The following is a 23,992-nucleotide window of genomic DNA, read 5'->3' as shown; positions in this document are numbered from 1 at the left end:
TCATTTCAACCCGTAGTTACTCATCCCCAATTATACTATATCACCATTTCATTATATATACTCTTTTTTCTTCCTTTATAATCCTTGATTTCTATCACTGCTGGAGCAGGCTTTCTGTGAATATACTTAGCAGGTATTCCAACAGCTGTACAATCTGATGGTACATCTCTTAAAACTACTGAATTTGCACCCACTTTAACATTGTCACCAATAACTATAGGTCCTAGAATTTTAGCACCACTTCCTATAACGACGTTATTGCCTACAGTTGGATGTCTCTTTCCAGTGTCTTTTCCAGTACCACCCAAAGTTACTCCATGATATAAAGTTACGTTATCTCCTATTTCTGCTGTTTCTCCAATAACCACACCCATGCCATGATCAATAAACAATCCTTTTCCTATTGTCGCCCCCGGATGTATTTCTATGCCTGTAAAGAACCTAGCTAGTTGGGATATTAATCTCGCTAAGAAAAAGAACTTTCTCTTATATAAAACATTCGATATTCTATATCCAATAAGTGCATGAACAAACGGATATAGAAGAAATACCTCTATTTGGTTTCTAGCCGCAGGATCATTTTTCATAGCACTTTTTAAATCATAAGATAATGACTTAAACGGATTTCTCATAACTCTTCCCCCCCATGAATTGGAACTAATCGTATAATCCCATTGATAAGTACTTTTCTCCTCCGTCTGGTGCAACAGTAACTACTTTTTTACCCTTACCAAGTTCTTTTGCAATCTTTATGGCTGCTGCTATGTTAGCGCCAGATGATATTCCCACTAAAATTCCTTCTTCTTTTGCCATAAGTCTTGCATACTCAAAAGCATCCTCATCTGTTATAGTCATAACTTCTTCTACTAATTCTTTTTTATAAATATCAGGAATGAATCCTGCTCCTATTCCCTGTATTTTATGTGGTCCAGCCTGTCCGCCTGATATTACAGGTGATTTAGCAGGCTCAACACCTACAACTTTTATATTACTATTACGTTCTTTTAATTTACCACCAATTCCTGATATTGTTCCACCTGTACCAACGCCTGCTACAAATACATCAAAATCTTTTAAATCACTTAATATTTCCTCCGCAGTAGTTTCATAATGCTTTACTGGATTAGCTTCGTTAATAAACTGCTGTGGGATGAAATATCCTTCTTTATCATTTGCTATTTCTGATGCCTTTTCTATAGCACCTTTCATTCCTTTAGCACCATCAGTAAGCACAAGTTCTGCTCCATAAGCCTTCATCATAGTTCTTCTTTCCACGCTCATTGTTTCTGGCATAACAATGATAACCTTATATCCCTTTAATTTTCCTATCATAGCTAGTGCAATCCCCGTATTACCACTAGTTGGCTCAACTAAAGTATCACCCGGTTTTATAATTCCATCTTTTTCAGCTTTTTCAATCATTCCAAGTGCTGCTCTGTCCTTAACACTTCCACCTGGGTTAAACTTTTCAAGTTTTACATATACCTCCGCCATGTTATTATCAACCATATTGCTAAGCTTAAATAAAGGTGTGTTTCCTATCATATCAATTGCATTACTAAATATCATTATTAATACCTCCATTTTTATTATAAAATTTTAATTATTTATTATTATAATTCCCTATGAGCTTAAAAATATTTTTAACGTCAAAAAACCCCGTCTCTATAAACTTAGAGACGGAGTAAACTCCGCGGTTCCACTCTAATTGAATCTTAAAACAATCAAGATTCCAACTCGATACTCAAGCACAGCGCTATGCTCTACCACTATAACGGGTGGACCCGATGTAGCCTACTTAATTCGGTACATTACTCCAAAGGGCACTTCACATAAAACTTGTTTAGAAACCTCCCAGCAAATGGCTTCCTCTCTGCAAAACTCCTTTTAAGTTACTTTCCTTTTTCAACGTATTTCTGAGTGTTTTACTATGAATTCTATAATTATATTATATTATGATTTTCAAATTTGTCAACCTATTTTTAATATTAATTTAAATCTGTTTATCTACAAAATCTATGCTTACCAATAACCTTTATTAGCGGTCTTGACCATATCCATTTACTAGTTGATGTTGCTGGATTAAAATAATATACCGCTCCACCTGATGGATCCCAACCATTTAAAGCATCTCTTGCAGCATTTATAGAGTTTTGCTCCATATTAGAATGGATTTGACCATCTACTATTGCCGTGAATGCTCCAGGTTGATAAATAACACCAGCAATAGTTGACGGAAACCTAGAATCCCTTGTTCTATTTAATACTACAGCCCCTACTGCCACCTGTCCTTCATAAGGCTCTCCCCTTGCTTCTCCATTTATCAGTCTTGCGAGCAGCATTACATCTTGATTGTTTGTAGTATACTTACTAGCACTTTGAGCTTTTGCAGCAGTGTTTGTCGCGGTGTTTGTCGCATATTGTCCTGCATTAATTCCTAATGCATTAAGCGTTGCATTCCCTGCTATTCCATCTGCTGTTAGTCCTTGTTTACCTTGGAAACTCCTAACTGCAGTATAAGTTCTATAACCATATATTGAATCTAAATCACCCTCATAATAACCCCAAGCTTTAAGTCTTCTTTGTATTTCTAACACTATATTTCCTCTATCACCGTAATTATAGGCTATAGCTCTTGCTGCATTATTGTAAGGAGCAACACCTATAGTTGTGACACTGTATGTAAACATAATAGCAAGTACATAAATTATTTCCTTTCTAAATTTAGAAATCCTTTTTTTCATATAATCACTCCTTATCATAGCATGAGGTTATGATTCGCTCTATGAACTTAGTGTGTGCACAAATTTTTAAAAAATACACGCAAAAAAGTCAACAGTAAATAGTTACTGTTGGAAATTTAAGGAGTAATTTTCCTATTAATATTAAATTTACCCAAATATAAAAAGTAGAATTAAATTAAGATGTATTTATCAAGTATATACATCTTAATTTAATTCTACTTTAATTGCTGTTATACGAAATTTGACCCAAGCGCTAATACAGTTAAACCTACTATAAGTAACACTGTAGCTTTTGCTATAAAATTTTGCATAGTTGTGTTAACATACTTACCCATTACCTCGGTATCATTTATAAGTATTATCATAAAAACTAATACTACTGGGGATAAGATACCTGCTAACTGTTGAGTTACTAATATAATATTAATTAGTGATATATTAGGTATAAGGACAACAATAGCACTTATAGAAATCATAAATAAAAATAATCCAAAAAATACAGGTGCTTCTTTTATCTTATTATCCACGCCACTTTCAAATCCGAAAGCCTCACATACAGCGTAGGCAGTACTTAGCGGTATTATGCAACAAGCTAAAAATGATGCTCCGAAAAGTCCTATGGCAAATAGGATAAACGAATATTGTCCTGCAAGCGGTCCAAGGGCAGCTGCAGCATCTTGCGCGCTATCTATATTTATGCCAACTTTAAACAAAGTTTCAGCAGTACACACAGTAATAAATAAAGCTGTCAGTATTCCCCATGCTGTTCCAATATAAACGTCCAATTTTTCATATTTATACTCTTTAATTGATATTCCTTTATCCACAATAGATGACTGTAAATAAAATTGCATATAAGGTGTTATGGTAGTACCCACCATCCCAATTAACACTAAAAAATATCCTTTGTCAAACTTAGCCTGTGGCCTTACAATACTTGTGATTACATGCCCCCAATTAGGCTTTACAAGAAAAGCAGTTACAATATAACTAAAAAACGTAATCGTAAGTAGTAGAAATACCTTTTCAGCCTTTGAATAATCACCTCTAGTTAATAAAAACCATATAAGAACAGATAACAAAGGAATTGAAATATATTTACTTATATGAAATAGTTCCAAACTTGCAGCTATCCCAGCAAAATCTGCTATACATACTCCAAGATTTGCTACCAGTAATGTAAGCATGGCAAAAAAAGCCCATTTTACACCAAATCGTTCTCTTATCAGATCTGAAAGTCCCTTACCAGTAACGACTGCCATTCTTGCATTCATTTCCTGTATCACTGCAAGACCTATTGCAATAGCAAACATACCCCAAAGCATGGAATACCCATAATGTGCACCAACTACCGAATAAGTTGTAACACCACCAGCATCATTGCCAGCATTAGCAGTGATAAGCCCCGGACCTATTATACTCAATATCATTAGAAACTTATTTTTACTCTTCATGTTTATCTACCTTCTTTCTACCCTACCTTCTTAAATCTTTTCCTCCATGTTGGTATTAGTATATCCTCAACTATGTCAGTCATGATTACTATTCCACAAAGTTTTTCTTTTTCATCTATAACTGGAAGGGAAAGAAGGTCATACTTAACACACACTTCTATAGCCTCATCTATATTTTCGTCATCTTTTATTTTAGCTATATTTTCCACCATGATTTCTCTTAATTTACTTTCAGGATTAGATAACAAAAGGTCCTTAAGAGATACCAACCCCTGAAGTCTTTCATTTTCATCTATAATATATATATAATGAGATACCTCATCATCCGGTTTCATTTCTCTTAAAAGTTCAATTGTTTCCTGTACAGTTATACTTATATTAAAGGCTATAAAATCCTTATTCATTATACTTCCAACAGTTTCTTCTTCATATTCCATAAGAGACCTTACCTCATCAGCATCTTCCTTTTCCATGTTAAGAAGTATTCTTTCCGCTGTCTCTTCATCTACCTCATCTAAAATATCAGCAATTTCATCATTTGGCATGTTGTCTAAGACTTCTTCTCGTTTTGCTTGACTCAAATTTTCCAAGATATCTGCCTGAATTTCTGGTTCAATTTCTTCTAGAATATCAGCAGCTAAGTTTTGATCTAAACTTTCAAATACCTTCTTTCTATAATTAATGTCCATGTCTTCTAGTATATCCGCCAAATCCGCTGGATGAAGCTTTGAAAGTTTTTTATAGGTCACCGCTAACTTTAAATTGTTGTTTACCATTTCTAGAGATTCTACACTATCCCAAACGATAAGACTATCTGCAGGTCTTTTATGAAAAAATCTGTAACATCCTTTGACGAAATCCTCAACTCCAAGTCTTCTGCCTAATGCAATAACACCAGTGTCTACGGCAACAACTCTAAACTCTCCTGCTATATAGGTAAGCCTTAAGTCATTTACCCTTACAAGCTTTTTACCATTTATATCAACTATTTGCCTATCAAGTAAATGTTTTGATAAAAGATATGAATACTTTTGAACAATAATTTCTCTTACACCTTCGCCTTTTATAATTACCTTACTATCTTCTTCGTAGAAGGTAATATTCTTAAACTCACAATTAATTAGTTCCCCATCTTTTTTGATTTGGTATCCTATAGCCCTTGGGAAACTACCATCAGTAGTTACATAAATGTCGCAAAGCTTCCCTATAGGTTCATTAAATTCATCATAAACTTTCCTGTAGAGAACTTTACTTAAGAAGAAACTAGCTAACTTTTTCATAAATATTCCTCCTTCTATTTACAGAGGAATATCTACAACAACGATAAGAAATTATTGAAATGCTAATGCTTAAAAGAAAATTGTTCTTTATCTATTTGATGTAAATGCTCCTCCGCATAATACTATTTAATTTTTGTTTAAAGAATAATCGACCACTACTAGGACCAGCGTCCATTTAACCACACCACCTATATAAAATAAAATGAGAGAACCTCAAAAAGGCTCTCTCTCATAAACTAAAACTTTTTACAGTCTGAGTTTTAGCACTATACAGCTTTAGACTTCTCAAAGTCCAGCTACGTTAGGTAAAACCTTGATTCGGTAGTACCTGTTGACCCATTGGCATCTCTCGATGTTTCCGGGCAGTAGCGTATATCTGTATAGGAGCCTCACCTAACTTAATATAACTTTTTTAGTTTTCAACTTTCATTTACATTATTAATTATAGTACAAATTAACTAAAATGCAACTATAAAATAGTAAATCTATTTATATTTACCGATTACATTGTATTATTTCTGTTTTCTTTTAATTTACTTCTTCTCATGCAGAATTTTAACTCTTTTCTACCAATTTAATTGAACAGTTAGCTACTATAATGATCTAGTTTTTTAGTTGAGTTTTATAATAGAATCTCACTACTTATAGTATATTGAAAAAAACAATTTTTGCCACACTAATTAAAGGATATATTTTCTATAAACAAATTATTAAACTCTTCGCTCATGGATATATCAATAGTTTCAGTTACTGATATTATATTCTCTATATAAGTATATGTATCTTTGTCTAATAAATATCTTATAGTACCACCAAGCGCACTATTACCAATCAAACAAACCTTACTCTTTAATTCTTCCGGAATAATACCAATTGCTATAGCGTTATTAATATTCATCCTGTTACCAAATCCACCAGCCAAATATAACTTATTTATATTCTCATAACTACAACCAAAACTTTTAATCAACACCTCCATCCCTGATCTGATTGCTGATTTGGCAAGTTGCAACTCCCTTACATCTTTTTGTGTGAAGGCTATATTCTTCCCTTCTGCATCTGCTATTTTTATATAATTTTGCTCACATTTTTTTATATTAATTCTTCCGGTCTTATCAATTAAATTATTTCTTAAAGCTTCTGCTACTATATCTATCACCGCTGACCCACATATCCCAACAGGTTCTTCACCCCCTATGGTCTCATATATAACATTAGAGTTTTCTATTTTCACAGAACATATTGCACCATTTATACTTCCAACTCCATTTTCTATATTTGCTCCTTCAAATGCTGGTCCTGCTGCTGTTGCAGTGGAAAGTATTTTACCCTTGTTTCCAATAGCCATTTCCCCATTAGTACCTATATCCACTAACATACATATTTCTTCAGACCTATAAAAGTCGCAATTAGCCATTCCTGATGTTATGTCGGCTCCCACATATGCAGATGCACTAGGAAGAATAATAGTTGTACAATCTAATGTATCACTTCTAAATAATTCATTGAATTTAATCTCTATTGAGGAATTTATGACACTATTAAAAGGGTATACTGCAATAGATTCACAGAATAGTCCCATTAATAGATGAAGCATAACTGTGTTGCCTGAAATAGCTACCTTATATATTTGAGATTTCTCTATTTTTGCACCTGTGCATATTCTTTCTATTCCGTGAGTAATATCCTCTTTCACAGCATCACTAATTGTTTTCATACTTTTTTCTGAGCTATACTGAATTCTAGATATTACATCTGCTCCAAATTGTCTTTGAGAGTTTAAAATAGATACATTATTTACTATAGTTCCACTCATTAAATCTACAAGACTTAAAACTATAGTGGTGGTTCCTATATCCACTGCTACTCCAAAAGCTTTTACTTCCCTTTCACTATACACATCTATAATCTTATTTTTCTCTACTAGTAAACTTAATTCTTTTTTCCCATATAGTGAGTTACTAACCTGACTTTCTGAACTTTTATTTATTACTGTTGAGAGTTTTATTATTGATTTTAATGAGAACTCATAGCTTTCTCCTATTTTCGAACTTATAAGTTTTGTTAAGCTTAAACCGTCCATTTCATCTTCATTTATCTGTACTTTTTTAACTGCTATTTCAGGATTAAACAAAAAATCATCTCTTTTATAGCTATCCAAAATTTCAAATTCTTTATCATTTTCTTGTGATATTTTTATAATACAATCCGATATGGTATAAGAACAGCACGCAAGTCCTATTCCTTGATCTATATCTTTATCACTTAGCAATATGTGATTACTTTTCCCTCTTTTTACATCTCCTTTTATCAACTGCACCTTACACTTACCACAAGTTCCTCTACCATTACAAGGCGCCCATATCTTTATCTTATTATCTATTAGATTTTCCATAATAGACTTTTCTTTTATTGCTTTTATCTCGTAGGTTCCTCTTCCTGTAATTACCGTTAAATTTGCGTTACTGATGCTTTCATCCGTTGCCTCTTGCACACTTACATTAACCTTACACATATCTCCCACCTCTTTTCATTATTCTACCAAATACAAATATAACTTTAAAGTCTTTTAAACTGCTCTGATTATATCAAAAATTTCTTGTTTATATTTTCACTCTATTATGCTAATATGAGATTTATCGAGTTTATATTATAGATATTCAACCTGATAACTTAGTTACTATATACTTGATGAATGTAAGTTATGAGATTGAATATCTATAGTTGAAAGTCAACTTTAAACCTTATTAGAATGGAGAGTATGAATGGAAATAAATAATAGATTTTTACCTGTATGTAAAGAAGATCTAAAGGTCCGTGGTATAGAACAATTGGATTTTGTGCTTATTACTGGAGACGCCTATGTGGATCACCCTTCTTTTGGTACTGCAATAATTTCTAGAGTATTAGAAAGTGAGGGCTTTACAGTTGGTATAATAGCACAACCTGATTGGAATAATGTCGAGGAATTTAGAAAGCTTGGTAAACCAAAATTTGCTTTTTTAATAAACTCTGGAAACATTGACTCTATGGTAAATCATTACACGACAGCAAAAAAGAAAAGAAGCGATGACCTATATTCACCTGGAGGCGAAGGCGGCCACAGACCTGATAGGGCTGTTATTGTATATTCTAATAAAGCAAGAGAAGCTTACAAAGATGTGCCAGTTATACTAGGTGGAATAGAAGCAAGTCTACGCCGATTTGCCCACTATGACTACTGGGATAACAAAGTGAGAAGAAGTATACTTTTAGATTCTAAAGCAGACCTTTTAATATATGGTATGGGAGAGAAAACCATCACCCAAGTTGCTAACCTTTTAAAATATGGAATGCATATAAGTAAGATTACGGATGTAAGAGGGACTGTATATTCAACTAAAGAATTAACTAGTTTACAAAAACTTATAGATGTTCCTTCTTTCGAGGAAGTATCCACTGACAAGGTAGCCTATGCTGAAAGCTATAAGCTTGAATATTATGAGCAAGATGCTATAAGAGGTCAGACTTTAGTACAAAAACATGGTGACAGATATATTATTCAAACTCCTCCTCAGTTTCCACTTACCCAAGAAGAGATGGATATAGTGTATAATTTACCTTATACAAGGACTTATCACCCTATGTATGAGGCTAAAGGTGGAATACCTGCGATAAAAGAAGTTAGTTTTTCTATTACAAGCCATAGGGGATGTTTTGGCGGTTGTTCTTTCTGCGCCCTTACTTTTCACCAAGGAAGGACAATTCAAAATAGAAGTCAAAAATCTATTTTAGATGAAGCTAAACTTATGACAACACTAAAAGACTTTAAAGGCTATATACATGATATAGGCGGTCCAACTGCAAACTTCAGACATAAGGCATGTAAAATTCAAGAAACTGCAGGAGTATGTAAACATAGACAGTGTTTATCACCTACCCCGTGTAAGAATCTTATTGTAGATCACAAAGAATATTTAAGTTTATTGAGACAAACGAGAGCAATACCTGGGGTTAAGAAGGTATTTATACGTTCTGGTATAAGATATGACTATCTTACTTATGATAAAAATCCTGAGTTTTTAAAGGAACTTTGTGAACATCATATAAGCGGCCAACTTAAGGTGGCACCTGAGCATGTAAGTGACAAGGTTCTAAAACAAATGGGAAAGCCAAAACGAGCAGTGTTTGATAAGTTTTGTAAAAGTTATTTTGAAATGAACAAAAAAATAAAAAAGAATCAATTTCTTGTTCCTTACCTTATGTCAAGTCACCCTGGCAGTGATTTACACGGTTCTATAGAACTAGCACAATATATTAAGAACATGGGTTATACACCTGAACAGGTTCAAGACTTCTACCCTACACCAGGCAGCCTATCAACCACAATGTATTATACTGGTATTAATCCTATTACTGGTGAAAAGGTATATATACCAAAGGAACAAAAAGAAAAAAATATGCAAAGAGCTCTTATGCAATTTACTGTGCCTGGTAATTATAAGCTTGTAAAAGAAGCACTTGTAAAGGCTGGCCGTGAAGATTTAATTGGAAACGGAAAGGATTGCCTAATACCTGATCATCAGCCTAGAGTAAAATCACGAAGTGCTAGTAATGTTGGTGGAAAAACTAACAACAAGACTAATATTAAAAGTAGTAGAAAAAAATAACTTACAGTTTACAATCTACAATGTATAGTTAGAATCCTATAGATAAAACAATTAGAAGTTTGACTTATCCAGAAGGGTATATTGTTAGTTTTGAAAGCACATTTAAATACTTTTTTAATGATTCTTAGCGAAGGACTTTATAAAAATCTTAGAACTTTAGATTGTCTGAGCGAAGCGAGTTGCTAAAGTTCTTAGGTTTTTATAAAGTTCAAGCTTTAGAATCATAAAAAAGTATTTATAGTGCCGAAGAACTAACAATATATCCTGGCGTGTAAGTTAAACTTCATGTTGCTTTATCTATATTTTACTTGTCACTCTTCTTCTTAACCTTATTCAACCCATACACTAAAGTTATCAGCCAAAGCATGTCCCCTATTATATTTTCCCCAACTGTTATTATTCCTATAATCCAAAATATTGTTTCTAGTACAGTTACTAGCGATGAAAATATTACAAGATACATACCAGCCTTATTAATATTCTTTTTTGAGACAAGTCCTATTGCAAAGAACAATATAAGTGTATTTAAAACTACATATATCCAATATATATATACATCCCTAAAAAACAGCATAGTGTATCCGTTAATTCTTGAATTTTCAATTGAGCTTGGACATTTATAGATTACTATACTGTATAAACCTATAAGCACTGCAGCTATTATAAAGATGTGTGAGAATTTAATGTTATCTTTTCTTATAAATATATATAATACTGTCAACGCTAATAATGGTACGCTAATTAAATTTAAGAAGAAAAATGGTTTAAGTAAATATAAATATTTTATATTACTTGTTAAAGTTAGTGTAGAAAGAGCAATATATTTAAAAAGCATAAACAGAATTATAATGATAGTAATTGTTTTGATTTTTTTAGGTGAAACCTTACTTAAGTATAATCCCGCAATAATTAATATAAATATAATAGTTATTAAAATTATATAGGTATAAAAGTTTATCATATTTCCCTCTCTTTACATTACTACTATTTATATTTATTATCACAGCTTACTTTATATTACTCTTTTTATTCAAAATTTTAGACATAACAAAAAGATGCCTTCAAATAGCACCTTTATTGTTATTGCTTAACCCCTAATACTGTAATTCCATCTTTAATACATTCTATAACAAGCGGAAAATCAGGTCCTCTTTCACCATCTATATCAGTTACAATATTCTCATAACACTCTACCTCTATTCTACGTGTTTTAAAGTATATAAGTCCTGCAGTGTTTTCAAGGTGATCTCCTCTTAGCATTTTAATAAATAATGTTATCATATCCTTTATCGGTCCTGATTTTATTATAATTACATCAAGCATACCGTCATCTGCCTCGGCTTTATAGGCAAACTTAAGGTTTCCTGCTGTTTGACCATTAAATACTAACATTAGATACATATCGCCATCAAAAACAGCATCCTCTGATGTTACCTTTATTTTAAGCTTTCTAAAATTAGGTAATTGTTCAATTCCTTTTACATAATAAGCAAGCTTACCCATAGTGTTTTTTAAGTTTACATCTGTTTTTTGTGATACATCCGTAAAAAGTCCTGTACTAGCTACATTTATAAAGTACTTATCATTAACCTTTCCAATATCCAACATCTTAGGCTTACTGCTTAATATTTGCTCACAAGCAGTTCCAACATCTTCAGGTATTCCAATAAACTTAGCAAAATCATTAGCTGTTCCAACAGGAAGTATTGCAATTGGAAGATCTATCCCTAAATTTTTCATATGGTTAACAGCAGTATCTACTGTACCATCTCCTCCTGCAATTAAAATATACTTGTAATTTTCATCCATATTCTCAAAAGCCTCACTCATATTATGATCAAAGCTTATTCTATAAGGCACTATTTCATAACCATACTTTTGATGAATTGCTATAACCTTATCTATATCAGTTACTATAGTACTCTCTCCTGAATATGGATTATAAATGAATTTTACTTTATCCATATAAAACTCCCCTATTTTGATAATATTTGTTGTTAAATTTGACTATTACATTATAAACCTTATATAACAAATCCACAAGATTACTAGAAATTCTTGTGGATTTGTTTGTATATTATTTAAATTTAAGTTAATGTTTCTGGTGAACTTGGTTCTGATATGTTACTTAATGCTCTTCCTGCTTTTTCATCTGATGTAGGGTTTGTTGCTATATCTCCTAAAGAAACCATACCAACTAAGTTATCATTATCAACTATAGGAAGCCTTCTTATTTGTCTTTCACTCATTATTCTAGCCGCATCTTCAAGCTCCATGCTTGGTCTTCCAAGTACAGGATTTGAGGACATTATTTCTCTTACTGTTTGGCTATTTGAATCCTTTCCCACTGCTACAGATCTTAATGCTATATCTCTATCAGTTATGATTCCTATAACACTTCCAGCATCACAAACTGGTACAGCACCTACATTATATTGCTTCATAATATCTGCTGCTCTTTGAACTGGAGCATCTCCATCTAGGCTAACTACGGAGTTTGTCATTATATCTTTTACTTTCATTAAAAAAACACCTCTCTCAAAGAAATTAATTTCACAGAGTTATTGTTCCCTTAAAAGAAGTATTCTTACTTAGGAATTACCGGGTTTATTGGATGATTTATACATATACAACGCTCCAGCAGCTATAATTATTACAACTATCATTGGTAAAAAAATTTTAAACGAAAAAGGATGCCTTAACCCTTTACCAATTAAGGAGTAAGAAACCATCTCAGGAAAAATTCCAAGTAAAGTTCCTAAAATAAAATCTCTATATCTCATTTTAGTTAGACCAGCAGCATAACTTAATGGATCATAAGGAAAAATTACTGCCAATCTCATTAAAAGCATTATTTTAAAACCATGTTTTTCTATGTCATTATCTAAAGTCATAGCCTTTCCTCTAAGAACCTTATCAACAAAAGATTTCCCTAGAAGCCTTGATAAGAAAAAAGCTATAGTTCCTGAACCAAAACATCCAATCATACTTAATACCAAAGCATAATAAGGCTTAAATATAGTCGCAGCTAAGATTGACATAAGTCCCGTTGGAATTACTAAAACTATAGGTTTTAGTGAATAAATAACAACGAAAATTAAAGCAGCAAATTTACCATAACTTAAAATATATCTCCGCATACTATGTATATTAAGACTTAGTATATAGTGTTTATATCTGTACAAAAATATCACAACAACTAAACTTACTACCGCTATAACAACATATTTGAGTAAATTCTCTTTTTTATTCATATATCTCTCAACTTTCTATATTTTATCTATTTGCATAACAAGTCTATTTTAACAAAAAATTTATAATTTTTCCATTAAAAAAGCATTTATGTACTTAAACATTTTGATAAAATGAGTTATAATATGCTTATACTATTTATACATTCATATATTTCAATAGAATAATTATTATTTAGGAGTGATTATTAATGGCTAAAATAGCTAGGAGTGCTGTGCCTAATGCTTTTACATTTGCCAATCTAGCATGTGGTGTGATGTCTCTAATGATGTCTTTTCAAGAAAATTATAAGTGGTCCGCTATATTCATATTATTAGCGTGTTTAGCTGATAGATATGACGGCAGAGTAGCAAGACTTTTAAATGTCTCTAGCGAACTTGGAAAAGAACTAGATTCTCTTGCAGATTTAGTTTCTTTCGGTGTGGCACCTTCTATACTTGTATTTAATATTTATGGTTTTTCTAATTTGGGACTTTTAGGATATTTATTAGTATTATTATTTCCAATATGTGGTGCCTATAGATTAGCTAGATTTAACGTTACGCAATTTGATGGAGAGTTTTATGGAATTCCTATAACTTTTGCTGGTATGTTCATGGCTTTGTATAGTTTTATTACAATGAATTACCTTGCACCTTTGGGAGTTACAATAATTTTAGTTATAGCACTTTCTTATCTTATGGTTTGTAAACACAGATTTAAAAAGTTCTAAAATAGGTGTGGAATATACGCAAGAGTATATTCCACACCTATTTTTTATCATTTCCAATCTTTTTATCATTTTCAAATTCTAGTTCATCATCAATTTCAGTTTCTATATATTGTGCCAGGATTTTTCCCTCCATAAATTGTCCTTTCAGCTTACAATAATCCATGTAAATGTAACTAGACTTATCTAATACGTCTATAACATCATCTATTATGTCACCTAACTCATTTACTCTTTTTAGTGCATCCTTGATATCTTTTTTATGTGATAACGCGATGCCATTTAGTTCTCCAGCTCCGCCTATTAAAAGCCTATATGAATTAACAAGTTTAGTTAACAAATCTGCTAAATTATTTATATCAACATAATAATCTTGGACAACTTTCCTGCGCGGCATATCTATCACCTTACCAAATTTCATATTATAAACTATTTATATTATACTTAAGGTGAATTCATACCATGTAATAATAAGCTAGTGTAACTATCAAATAAATTGCTATTAAAATTGCTCCTTCAAGCCAATAAGTTTTACCATCTTGAAACACGATAAATGACATACCAATGGCAATTAAGCCCATGATTATCTGAAAATTTGTAAACACCAATGTCATTTGTGCTCCCATAAAGTATGCAAATACAATTAAAAGAGGCGTAACAAACAATGAAATTTGTATACTAGATCCAATTGCTATTTCAAGGCTTAGATTAACTTTATTTTTAACGGCACACACAATGGCTGCAAAATTTTCTCCAATATTTCCGAGTAGAGGTATAAGTATTATTCCAAGAAATTCTTGAGAAAGACCATAATGATCAACTGTTTGCTTTAAATTAAATATAAGTTTTTCACTTAAGAAGTACAATATTATTGCCACTCCTATAAGTTCAATTAAAGTCCTTAAGTATTTTTTATTTTCCGAGTTCTTATTTTCACTTTCCTGCTCGCTTATTACAAAAAGATTACTATGTGTATAGAGTGAAAATACTAATCCTAAAATATATACAATTACTAAAACAACTGCAACTTTTACACTTATTAACGTAAATGTGAATTGTGACAAATCCTTATTATATTGTTTAAGCGATGCTATTATTATCATTGTGGACACCGCTAAAAGAAGCATACTAAAATTTGTCCTTGCAACTATTTTATTAAACTTTTGCTCCTTATACTTGATTCCACCTGCAAATATTGATACTCCAAGCACTAAAAGCATATTACTAATTATAGATCCTATTAAGGAAGCCTTTACCATAGAGACTAAACCATACTGTATAGACCATAATCCCATAGTTAACTCTGGTATATTGCCTACTGCAGCTGCCAGAAGCCCCCCTTTTTTATCTCCTATATGCTCTGATATTTCAGAAGTTAAATTTCCAAGCATAATAGCTAAAGGAATGATAGCAACTGAATAAAGTATTGTATTTAGTAGGTTATTGGAGGTTTTTATGAAAAATATTAACAGTATTGTACTCATATATATAATCCACTTTACCATAGTAACACCAACATTATAAAAATGTCTTCCTCCTTAAACTTATTTCTTTTATTAATGTATTCAGAGAGGGAATAAGTGTTACTCCTATTAGTAGGTTTCTATAAGTGGATAGTTATGGAGGAAACGCTTCCTTGACTGCCACCTCAAAAAAGAAAAAAAGCTTAGAATAAAGACAAACCTTATTCTAAGCTCTATACCTAACTAAATCCTATTCCCCAAAAACCTTCTTTTGAAGTTCTAACCCTGTTTTTGTTATAGCTAATCCACCAAGTGCTGTTTCTCTAAGTTCAGCTGGCATCTGCTTTCCTACTCTGTACATAGCTTCAACAGTATCATCAAATGGTATCTTACTCACAATACCAGCCATAACCATATCAGCTGTTGATAAAGCACTAACTGCTCCTGCTGCATTTCTCTTAGCACAAGGAACTTCTACAAGTCCTGCTATTGGGTCACATACTAATCCTATTATGTTTTTAAATACTATTGCTGCTGCATTTAAGGCTTGATCTGGTGTTCCACCCATCATTTCAACTACTCCAGCTGAAGCCATAGCTGCTGCTGAACCACACTCTGCTTGACATCCACCTTCTGCTCCCGCCATTGTAGCATTTTTAGCTATTATTATTCCAACTCCAGTACCTGTAAGTAATCCTTTAACCATATCGTCTTCTGTTAATCCAAGCTTTTCTCCAGCACTTATTATAACTGCAGGCATTATACCACAAGACCCCGCTGTAGGTGCAGCTACTATCTTACCCATGGCAGCGTTTACTTCTGAAGAAGCTAATGCTCTTGCCATTGCCTTAACCATAAAGCTTCCAGTTAACGTTTTCTCGGATTTTGCATAATCATTTAATCTATATGCATCTCCGCCTATAAGTCCACTTACTGATGCAATCTTATTTGTTGTGCCACGTTCTGTAGCACTTATCATTACTTTTAAATTTTTTCTCATCTTCTCAAAAACTTGTTCAGTAGTAAGTCCTGATGCTTTCGCTTCTTCTTCTAAAGTATATTTCCATATACTCATATTTTTTTCTTTACATACCTCTATAAGTTCATATCCGTAGTTAACCATAAATTATTCCTCCTCCCTTGCAGGATTTATAGCTCTAACCTTGTGTATATTAGTTATTTCACCTATCGCTTTTACAATATCTTCCGAAATAAAGTTATCTACTTCGAAAACCATTGCTGCTGCTGATCCTTTACCACTTGTTCTATAAACTCTCATAAATGCAATGTTTACATCGTATTCATATAAAACAGCAGTTACTTTAGCAACCATTCCTGGTACATCTATATGATTTATTAATATCGTAGGATATGCACCAGTAAACTCTATCTTATCACCATCTATCTCATTAACTACTATATTACCTCCACCGATTGATGATCCAACAACCTGTACCACAGTACCATCAGTTTTAGTTATAACAGTTTTTACTGTATTTGGATGGGCATCACCAAGATCAGTTGGAATAAATTCTACTTCAATATCATTTTCTTTTGCTATTTCCATAGAGTTTTTTAAATTTTCATCCCATGGATTCATACCAAGTATTCCAGCTACTAATGCTTTATCAGTACCATGTCCCTTGTAAGTTGTAGCAAATGAACCATGAAGGAAAAACTGCACATTCTTTATTCCTTCTCCTGCAATAGTTCTTGCAATTTTACCTAATCTTGCAGCACCTGCTGTGTGAGAACTTGACGGTCCTATCATTATTGGTCCAAGAATGTCAAAAGCACTATATTCTCTCATATTATAACACCAACCTCCCATTTTCATTCGATTTATATCTTAATATAAATATTAATCATAAAATGACTTAATTCGATTCTTATTATACAACAATTTTAAACATATTCACACTGATTTTTAAAAAATTTTTATTGAAAATTATAGAAACTATTTTCGACAATTTGTTCTTCTGTTAAAGTGTTTTTTAATGAATGAAATTATTCTTATTTCACTATTTTTAAACATATTAGCCTTGCAAAAACAACACAAGGTGCCACCCATCTGACAGATGACAAAATGTGCATTTATCAGATGGGTGGCACCCAAATTCTTATTTAAGTTTAGTATTCATAAAAACAACTTCCACCTATAAACTCTCTTAAAATAGAGTTTTCTGGTACAAATTTCATATCTACATCCTTAAAGAAGTGTAAGAAACTTTTAAGTCGTATAGCTTCATAATATATTGGACTCGAAGCCTCTATTTTTTCTAATTCTTTTAGTGCATATTGTTTCAGAACACATAGTTCATAGACAAGAGTGGAGTTAAACATAACGTCTGCATTTTCCTGAAAAACAAATATATTTTTTTCTTCTCCTCTCTTTATAGATGGCCACATTTTTAATGTATCTTCACTACCATATCCTCTTGACAGATAATCTCTAACTATTCTTCTCATTATCCTTACATCTGTAGTTGCTATCCTATTATGATTATCTAAATTTAACTGTGTGAGAGCACTTATATATATTTTAAATTTATTTCCCATAGGTATTGATGCCGTAAGCATTTCATTTAACCCATGTATTCCTTCTATTATAAGTATACCATTCTCAGGAAGTTTTATTTTGTGTCCTTTCCACTCCCTTGCACCTTTTTTAAAATTAAATGTTGGTATTTCTATCTCTTCACCGCTTAGTAAAGATTCTAAGTTATCATTAAATAACTTTAAATCCAGCGCATATATAGATTCAAAATCATAATTTCCTTGTTCATCCTTTGGGGTATGATCTCTATCTACAAAATAATCATCTAGAGAAATAGGAGTTGGTATTAGTCCGTTAACACGAAGCTGCACTCCAAGTCGTCTTGCAAAAGTAGTCTTGCCTGAGGAAGATGGCCCTGCAATTAATATTATTTTTACGTCTTCTCTTTCACTAATCATGTCTGCAATATACGCTATCTTTTTCTCATGTAGTGCCTCAGCTACTCTGATAATGTCTATAATATCTTTACTCTCTACCTTATCATTTAATGACCCTACATCCCCTACACCTAATATATTTCCCCACTGCTCTGTCTCTTGAAATATTTTCCTTAGCTTTTTATGTTCAACAAAGCTAGGTATACAAAGTGGATCTGATTCCCTAGGATATCTTAATAAAAAACCTGGCTCATAATTTATCAGGTCAAATGTTTTTATTACTCCTGTCGAATATGCCATGGAGCCGTAAAAATAATCGTATCTGCCATCTAGGTTATATAATTTTACTGTGTCATTATTCACATGATTTAGTAACCTTACTTTATCATCCATTTTATAGTCAGAGAAAATTTTTATTGCCTCTTCTCTTTTCACACAAACCTTATTTATTGGTATATCTTTTTGAATTAAATCCTGCATTCTTTGTTTTATTCTTTTAATGTCTTCCTCACATAATTTTGTATCCTTATGAATTTCCCCAAATAACCCCTTACTCATTGAATGTTCTATAGTTATCACTGCTTGTGGAAATAAATCTAGTACGGATTTAATCAGTATAAATTGTAACGTTCTTATATAGGTTCTCATGCCTAAGTTGTCAGTAATGTCTATAGCTTCAAATTTTCCTTCACTTTCTAAAGGAGCAGACAATTCATGGTATGTGCTGTTTATTTTGGCAAGTACTACAGGTATATCTTTTTCTAAATTATTATCTTTAATAATTTTGTGTAGAATTGTTCCTCTTTCTACTAATATTTCTTTATTATTAATTATAAGTTTTACTTCTGCCATCTCATCCTCTCCCCAATTTTTTTGTGTACTATTATTATACGTTAACTTCCCCAAAAACGTTCAAGTTTTACTCATATTTTTTTATATAATAGTAAAAATATAAATAGAATATTTTCGACTTATTACACCAACTTATACTTATTATGATAACGCAGTAATAACATAGATTCTACTAAATCAATTATTAATAATCATCACAGGTATAATATTTACTAACTATCAACAACATATGAATTATACAGGAGGATTTACTATGTACATTGTGCTCATCAGAACTATAATTTTATATTTTATAGTAGTCATATCAATGCGTCTTATGGGAAAAAAACAAATTGGAGAATTAGAACCCTTTGAACTTGCAATTGCAATAATGGTTTCTGAATTGGCATCCCTACCTATGCAGGATACTAGAATACCAATAATGCATGGTATAATCCCTATAATAACTCTATTGACACTACAAACACTTGTATCCTTATTAGGATTAAAAAGTGAAAAACTAAGAGTCCTTTTTAATGGAAAACCTAGTTTAATAATTCAAGATGGCAAATTGAATATTAAAGAATTAAGAGAAGAAAGATTTAATTTAAACGATCTAATGGAAGAACTTAGACTTCAAGGTTATTACAATCTCTCTGACGTTCAGTATGCTATATTAGAAACTAGTGGTCAGTTATCTGTTATTCCTAAAACAGAACTTTCCCCTGCTACAAAGTCTGACTTAAATATAAAACCTGTACAGGATACCTTGCCTGTGACATTAATTTTAGATGGAAGTATAAATTATAGTAATTTAAAAATAATAAACAAAGATACTCATTGGCTTAAACAACAACTTAGAAAAAATAATATTACTTCACCTAAGAATGTCTTTATAGCGCTTTTAGATTCTAAGGGTAAATTTTATTATCAAACCAAGAATCAGAAATAAATGGAGAGTGATTGAAAATGAAGAGCATACTAATTTCCGTTACTATCTTTTTAGCAATGTTAGTAGGTATATTCTTTTCTATAAATTACTTAAATAAAATATGTGCAAAACTAGAGGTTATAAATTCCCAAATAGAAACAAACATTAATGACAAGTCCTGGGGTAAGGCGTATGAAAATTCTTTGAAGTTTTTAAATGATTGGGAAAAGTATTCTCATAAGGTTTCTATTTTTACAAATCATGCAGAGATAGACAATGTTAACAATGAACTTTGGAAGCTTACACAATATACTAAATGTAAAAGTGAGGAGGAGGCCTTGGCGTCTTCTCATGTTCTAAGATTTTTATTAGAGCATATAGTAAACTTAGAAAAGGTTAATGCAGAAAATATATTTTAACTTACTGCAAAAATGTTTTATAATTAAAGTGTGGAAAACATAAGACTTATAGATTATAATATAATTATAAAACATTCAAGTCCCGCTGGGACTCAAATCGTCCCCATTATATGTTAAATTCGGCCATAAACCCTAATTATATAATTTTAGGTTAGATGGTTACTATAATTATTTGGAAGGTGGAATACATAATGGCATTAGTTACTACTAAGGAAATGTTTAAGAAAGCTTATGAAGGCAAATATGCTATAGGTGCCTTTAACATCAACAATATGGAAATAATTCAAGGTGTTGTAAGAGGAGCAAAGGCTAAAAATTCAGCTGTTATTCTTCAAGTTTCAACAGGTGCATTAAAATATGCTGGACCACAATACTTAAAGGCTATGGTTGATGCTGCAATAGCAGAAACAGGAATAGACGTTGCTCTACATTTAGATCACGGTCCAAATATAGAAGCTGTTAAGGCTTGTATTGATGCTGGATTTACTTCAGTTATGTTTGATGGTTCACACTATGATTATGAAGAAAACGTAGCTAAAACAAAAGAAGTTGTTGAGTATGCACACGCTCGTGGAGTTGTTGTTGAAGCTGAACTTGGAGTTTTAGCTGGAGTTGAAGATGATGTTGTTGCTGCTGAGCATATATACACAAACCCAGATCAAGCAGTAGACTTTGTTAACAGAACAGGCATTGATTCATTAGCTATAGCTATAGGAACTTCACACGGAGCATTTAAGTTCCCACTAGACTTCAAACCTCAATTAAGATTTGATATATTAGAAAAAATTCAAGATAAATTACCAGGATTCCCAATAGTTCTTCATGGGGCTTCTGCAGTTGACCCTGAAGCTATTGAAACTTGTAACAAATATGGCGGAAATATAGCTGGTGCTAAAGGAATTCCAGTAGATATGTTAAGAAAAGCATCTTCAATGGCTGTATGTAAAATAAACATGGATACAGACTTAAGATTAGCTATGACAGCTGCTGTAAGAAAAACTTTCGGAGAAAACCCAAAAGAATTCGATCCAAGAAAATACTGTGGAGCAGGTAGAGATGCTATTCAAAAAGTTGTTGAAGGCAAAATCGACAATGTTCTAGGTTCTGCTGATTCAATGAAGTAGTCACTTATATAGATACGCGACACCGAAAGTCGACTTATCTTCCGAGACATAATACCAATTTTCGGTACGTTAAATATTTTTAAGTAGTCTAAAGCTCAGTATTTACGAAATACTAAGAATCTTCGATAACTCGCTAACGCTCAGACAATCTAAGATTCTAAGTCTTTCATAAATCCTTCGCTAAGACTATTAAGAAAATATTTAAATGTACCCTCAAATTGGTATTATGTCTCTCCAGATAAGTCGACTTTCTAATTTCAGTATTTATATAATTATTTTTCTATGTAGCTTATTACATGTTTTATAACAATATTTATACTTCCGTCTCCAACCCTCTGAATTTCAAATCTACTGTTATCGTGATAAGCATCTTCATTTAGATAAAGATCTATGTCTTTATCTATTTTGAGCCTTATTCTTTTTAGCTTCTTCTCAACCCATTCCTTATCTATATTTACATTAGTACTTACCCCTTTAGAGGATATATATTCCTTAAAACTCTGTTGGATATCTTCCTCATCTCCGAAGATATCATTAGACAAAGCATGTATGTCTATATTATCTTCTTCCCTTAACTTTCTCTTTATTGCTGTTCTCACCATTTCTGCTGCGTCTGCATTTTGATCAAAGCTGGATCTAGTCCATTCTTCAGCAGCCTTAACAAAACTCTTAGTCATATCCCTTTCGTTATCCACTATAGTACAACCTAAGTACTTGCTGATAAAGTAATTTGATCCATATTCTTCTTTATCTTTGCTTTTACTTTGTTTGTCTATAACCATTAAATTAAAGCCTTGGTCATCTCTTAAAAGCTTTATAAAGGCACACTTTTGTATTTTTCCTGAGCTTACAGGCAGCCCTGTAAGTTCGGGAACTATGTTTATGCCTATTTTATTATCTATAAAGTCTACAGAGTGAGTGTAGTTTTTTATATAATCCATCTTTAATATTCCAAGCATTGGCCCATATTCTGTAGATATAGATACTACTACTAGGTCACAAGAAGGTATACTGCTATCAGCTTTCATTAAGACAAACATTTGCCTCGCTACTTCTTTTGAAACTTCAATGATATTGTTATGTTCATTTAAATATTCCTGAGATACTTCCTTTACAATATTTCTTTCTTCATTAAAAACTGCATACTTCAGCTCTTCATCCTTTAGGCATCTTTCTATATGTTTTTGTAAGAAAGTATATACTTCCTCGCTTAGTTGTAATGTATATTCATTTAACACTGGTTCATCTGCATTGTTGTCTAGTATATGAACGATAGCTTCATTAATCATTATATCTTTTATATATTCCAAGTTATACTCTCTCCCTTGTTATAATTCTTATCTTTATGTTTTATATTATAACTAGTTAGCTATCGTTTAAACAAGTTTAAACATAAAACAAAACAAGGCAAACATACTTTCTATGATATATTTTTCAGATCATCCTCTGGAACATTTAGCTTAACATTTTCATTCATATCATTTATGTTATATTCTTTTCATTATATAGGAATGCTAGTATATAGTTTTCTACTTGTAATCACTGACACTAATCTTACTAACACAATACGCTAAATTAATTACTTAACTTCTAGCTTAAACGAGTATGCTGAAACATGCGAAGAATCCCAAGTGCTAGCTACTTCGTAGACATATATTTCTGTTTTTTCTGGAGCTATAAAAAACAATTTTTTATCATTCTCAACCTTCTTAGTCCATACTATTTTGTTATCCATCCAAAGGTTAACATTCACATACTTAGGCTTAAATATAGTCTTTATTTTAACGTATACTTTACCATAACTATCAACAACAGTTGGAGCTATGTCTCGGACAGCTTCTTCTGGTTCAGGTGCTAAGTAACTGTTTCCACCTACATTTACATCTACCCATGAACTTAAGCACTTTACTAATTCTATCCTTTTATTGTCATACTGAACTACTGTTACAGGTGGATTTTCAGGAATCTTATCATTTTTCACTATCCAAACTATAATTAGACACGTAACAAAAATAAATAATATTTTTTTCACAAAATACTCCTTTCGTAGGTATAAATATTTTATGTTATGCTAGCAATTTATTTTTAACGATATTTAAAACAGAGGTTCTTTAATTAACCCTACAATACCCATTATAATTACTCCGAAAAAATATTAAATATAAAATACCTAAGTGTAAAAAAATAGGCCTAAAAAGAATA

At 31.9% G+C, this 23,992-nt stretch carries 22 protein-coding genes, 1 riboswitch and 1 other annotated feature; of the genes, 5 read left to right on the top strand and 17 right to left on the bottom strand.

Translation table 11 applies throughout. From position 1 onward, the window contains the following. Positions 1 to 35 precede the first annotated feature (35 nt). The 6 genes from epsC to AC0N0V_RS01110 form a co-directional block, all read right to left on the bottom strand. Complete coding sequence (gene epsC / locus AC0N0V_RS01135) at positions 36 to 632, bottom strand: serine O-acetyltransferase EpsC (RefSeq protein ID WP_474461709.1); 597 nt, start codon at positions 630 to 632, stop codon at positions 36 to 38. A gap of 25 nt (positions 633 to 657) precedes the next feature. Continuing rightward, on the bottom strand, positions 658 to 1,569 hold the full coding sequence (cysK, locus tag AC0N0V_RS01130; protein WP_474461708.1) for a cysteine synthase A: 912 nt from the start codon (positions 1,567 to 1,569) through the stop codon (positions 658 to 660). Positions 1,570 to 1,672: 103 nt separating this feature from the next. Then, positions 1,673 to 1,918, bottom strand: a binding site (T-box leader). Between the two features lie 85 nt (positions 1,919 to 2,003). Further along, positions 2,004 to 2,744 carry a spore cortex-lytic enzyme gene (gene sleB / locus AC0N0V_RS01125; protein ID WP_474461707.1) on the bottom strand — a complete coding sequence of 247 codons (741 nt, stop codon included), beginning with the start codon at positions 2,742 to 2,744 and terminating at the stop codon, positions 2,004 to 2,006. Between the two features lie 230 nt (positions 2,745 to 2,974). Further along, positions 2,975 to 4,198 carry an Nramp family divalent metal transporter gene (locus AC0N0V_RS01120; RefSeq protein ID WP_474461706.1) on the bottom strand — a complete coding sequence of 408 codons (1,224 nt, stop codon included), beginning with the start codon at positions 4,196 to 4,198 and terminating at the stop codon, positions 2,975 to 2,977. A 17-nt stretch (positions 4,199 to 4,215) separates the two neighbouring features. Next, positions 4,216 to 5,478: a magnesium transporter gene (locus AC0N0V_RS01115; RefSeq protein ID WP_474461705.1), complete on the bottom strand. Its 1,263-nt coding sequence runs from the start codon at positions 5,476 to 5,478 to the stop codon at positions 4,216 to 4,218. Positions 5,479 to 5,717: 239 nt separating this feature from the next. Then, a riboswitch (M-box (ykoK) riboswitch) is annotated at positions 5,718 to 5,886 on the bottom strand. Positions 5,887 to 6,154: 268 nt separating this feature from the next. Next, entirely contained in the window at positions 6,155 to 7,993 is a 1,839-nt protein-coding gene (locus tag AC0N0V_RS01110) for an ASKHA domain-containing protein (protein WP_474461704.1), read from the bottom strand. A 250-nt stretch (positions 7,994 to 8,243) separates the two neighbouring features. Between AC0N0V_RS01110 and AC0N0V_RS01105 the strand changes: the two genes are divergently transcribed. Beyond that, entirely contained in the window at positions 8,244 to 10,127 is a 1,884-nt protein-coding gene (locus AC0N0V_RS01105) for a YgiQ family radical SAM protein (RefSeq protein WP_474461703.1), read from the top strand. Positions 10,128 to 10,431: 304 nt separating this feature from the next. Here the strand turns inward: AC0N0V_RS01105 and AC0N0V_RS01100 are convergent, their stop codons facing one another. The 4 genes from AC0N0V_RS01100 to AC0N0V_RS01085 all read right to left on the bottom strand — a co-directional run bounded on the left by AC0N0V_RS01100 (position 10,432) and on the right by AC0N0V_RS01085 (position 13,381). Next, positions 10,432 to 11,088 (bottom strand): hypothetical protein, encoded by a 657-nt coding sequence (locus AC0N0V_RS01100; RefSeq protein ID WP_474461702.1) that lies wholly within the window; start codon positions 11,086 to 11,088, stop codon positions 10,432 to 10,434. 119 nt (positions 11,089 to 11,207) lie between these two features. Continuing rightward, positions 11,208 to 12,092, bottom strand: a complete 885-nt coding sequence (locus tag AC0N0V_RS01095; RefSeq protein WP_474461701.1) for a YegS/Rv2252/BmrU family lipid kinase — start codon at positions 12,090 to 12,092, stop codon at positions 11,208 to 11,210. 122 nt (positions 12,093 to 12,214) lie between these two features. After that, complete coding sequence (locus AC0N0V_RS01090; RefSeq protein ID WP_474461700.1) at positions 12,215 to 12,649, bottom strand: CBS domain-containing protein; 435 nt, start codon at positions 12,647 to 12,649, stop codon at positions 12,215 to 12,217. Positions 12,650 to 12,718: 69 nt separating this feature from the next. Beyond that, positions 12,719 to 13,381 carry a TVP38/TMEM64 family protein gene (locus tag AC0N0V_RS01085; RefSeq protein ID WP_474461699.1) on the bottom strand — a complete coding sequence of 221 codons (663 nt, stop codon included), beginning with the start codon at positions 13,379 to 13,381 and terminating at the stop codon, positions 12,719 to 12,721. A gap of 188 nt (positions 13,382 to 13,569) precedes the next feature. On the opposite strand from AC0N0V_RS01085, the gene pssA reads away from it, so the two are divergent. After that, positions 13,570 to 14,091: a CDP-diacylglycerol--serine O-phosphatidyltransferase gene (gene pssA, locus AC0N0V_RS01080; RefSeq protein ID WP_474461697.1), complete on the top strand. Its 522-nt coding sequence runs from the start codon at positions 13,570 to 13,572 to the stop codon at positions 14,089 to 14,091. A 37-nt stretch (positions 14,092 to 14,128) separates the two neighbouring features. On the opposite strand, the gene AC0N0V_RS01075 is transcribed toward pssA, so the two are convergent. From AC0N0V_RS01075 to AC0N0V_RS01055, 5 genes are all read right to left on the bottom strand, one after another. Next, the gene (locus AC0N0V_RS01075) at positions 14,129 to 14,509 is read right to left on the bottom strand and encodes a hypothetical protein (protein WP_474461696.1); all 381 of its coding nucleotides are present in this window, start codon (positions 14,507 to 14,509) and stop codon (positions 14,129 to 14,131) included. A 34-nt stretch (positions 14,510 to 14,543) separates the two neighbouring features. After that, positions 14,544 to 15,593 (bottom strand): calcium/proton exchanger, encoded by a 1,050-nt coding sequence (gene cax / locus AC0N0V_RS01070; RefSeq protein WP_474461695.1) that lies wholly within the window; start codon positions 15,591 to 15,593, stop codon positions 14,544 to 14,546. 208 nt (positions 15,594 to 15,801) lie between these two features. Continuing rightward, positions 15,802 to 16,674 carry an L-serine ammonia-lyase, iron-sulfur-dependent, subunit alpha gene (sdaAA, locus tag AC0N0V_RS01065; RefSeq protein ID WP_474461694.1) on the bottom strand — a complete coding sequence of 291 codons (873 nt, stop codon included), beginning with the start codon at positions 16,672 to 16,674 and terminating at the stop codon, positions 15,802 to 15,804. Positions 16,675 to 16,677: 3 nt separating this feature from the next. Then, the gene (gene sdaAB / locus AC0N0V_RS01060; RefSeq protein ID WP_474461693.1) at positions 16,678 to 17,361 is read right to left on the bottom strand and encodes an L-serine ammonia-lyase, iron-sulfur-dependent subunit beta; all 684 of its coding nucleotides are present in this window, start codon (positions 17,359 to 17,361) and stop codon (positions 16,678 to 16,680) included. Positions 17,362 to 17,681: 320 nt separating this feature from the next. Then, entirely contained in the window at positions 17,682 to 19,337 is a 1,656-nt protein-coding gene (locus tag AC0N0V_RS01055; protein ID WP_474461692.1) for a nucleoside kinase, read from the bottom strand. A 253-nt stretch (positions 19,338 to 19,590) separates the two neighbouring features. Between AC0N0V_RS01055 and AC0N0V_RS01050 the strand changes: the two genes are divergently transcribed. The 3 genes from AC0N0V_RS01050 to fba all read left to right on the top strand — a co-directional run bounded on the left by AC0N0V_RS01050 (position 19,591) and on the right by fba (position 21,790). Next, entirely contained in the window at positions 19,591 to 20,268 is a 678-nt protein-coding gene (locus AC0N0V_RS01050) for a YetF domain-containing protein (protein ID WP_474461691.1), read from the top strand. A gap of 17 nt (positions 20,269 to 20,285) precedes the next feature. Then, on the top strand, positions 20,286 to 20,666 hold the full coding sequence (locus AC0N0V_RS01045; RefSeq protein WP_474461690.1) for a DUF4363 family protein: 381 nt from the start codon (positions 20,286 to 20,288) through the stop codon (positions 20,664 to 20,666). Positions 20,667 to 20,857: 191 nt separating this feature from the next. Then, positions 20,858 to 21,790, top strand: a complete 933-nt coding sequence (fba, locus tag AC0N0V_RS01040) for a class II fructose-1,6-bisphosphate aldolase (RefSeq protein ID WP_474461689.1) — start codon at positions 20,858 to 20,860, stop codon at positions 21,788 to 21,790. 272 nt (positions 21,791 to 22,062) lie between these two features. Here fba and AC0N0V_RS01035 read toward each other — a convergent pair whose 3' ends face one another. Then, positions 22,063 to 23,100: a nucleoid-associated protein gene (locus AC0N0V_RS01035; RefSeq protein ID WP_474461688.1), complete on the bottom strand. Its 1,038-nt coding sequence runs from the start codon at positions 23,098 to 23,100 to the stop codon at positions 22,063 to 22,065. Positions 23,101 to 23,369: 269 nt separating this feature from the next. Continuing rightward, the gene (locus tag AC0N0V_RS01030) at positions 23,370 to 23,822 is read right to left on the bottom strand and encodes a hypothetical protein (protein WP_474461687.1); all 453 of its coding nucleotides are present in this window, start codon (positions 23,820 to 23,822) and stop codon (positions 23,370 to 23,372) included. Positions 23,823 to 23,992: the final 170 nt, after the last annotated feature.

The sequence above is a fragment of the Clostridium sp. CS1-1 genome, from assembly GCF_056135525.1.
This window is presented reverse-complemented; position numbering and strand designations above follow the sequence as displayed.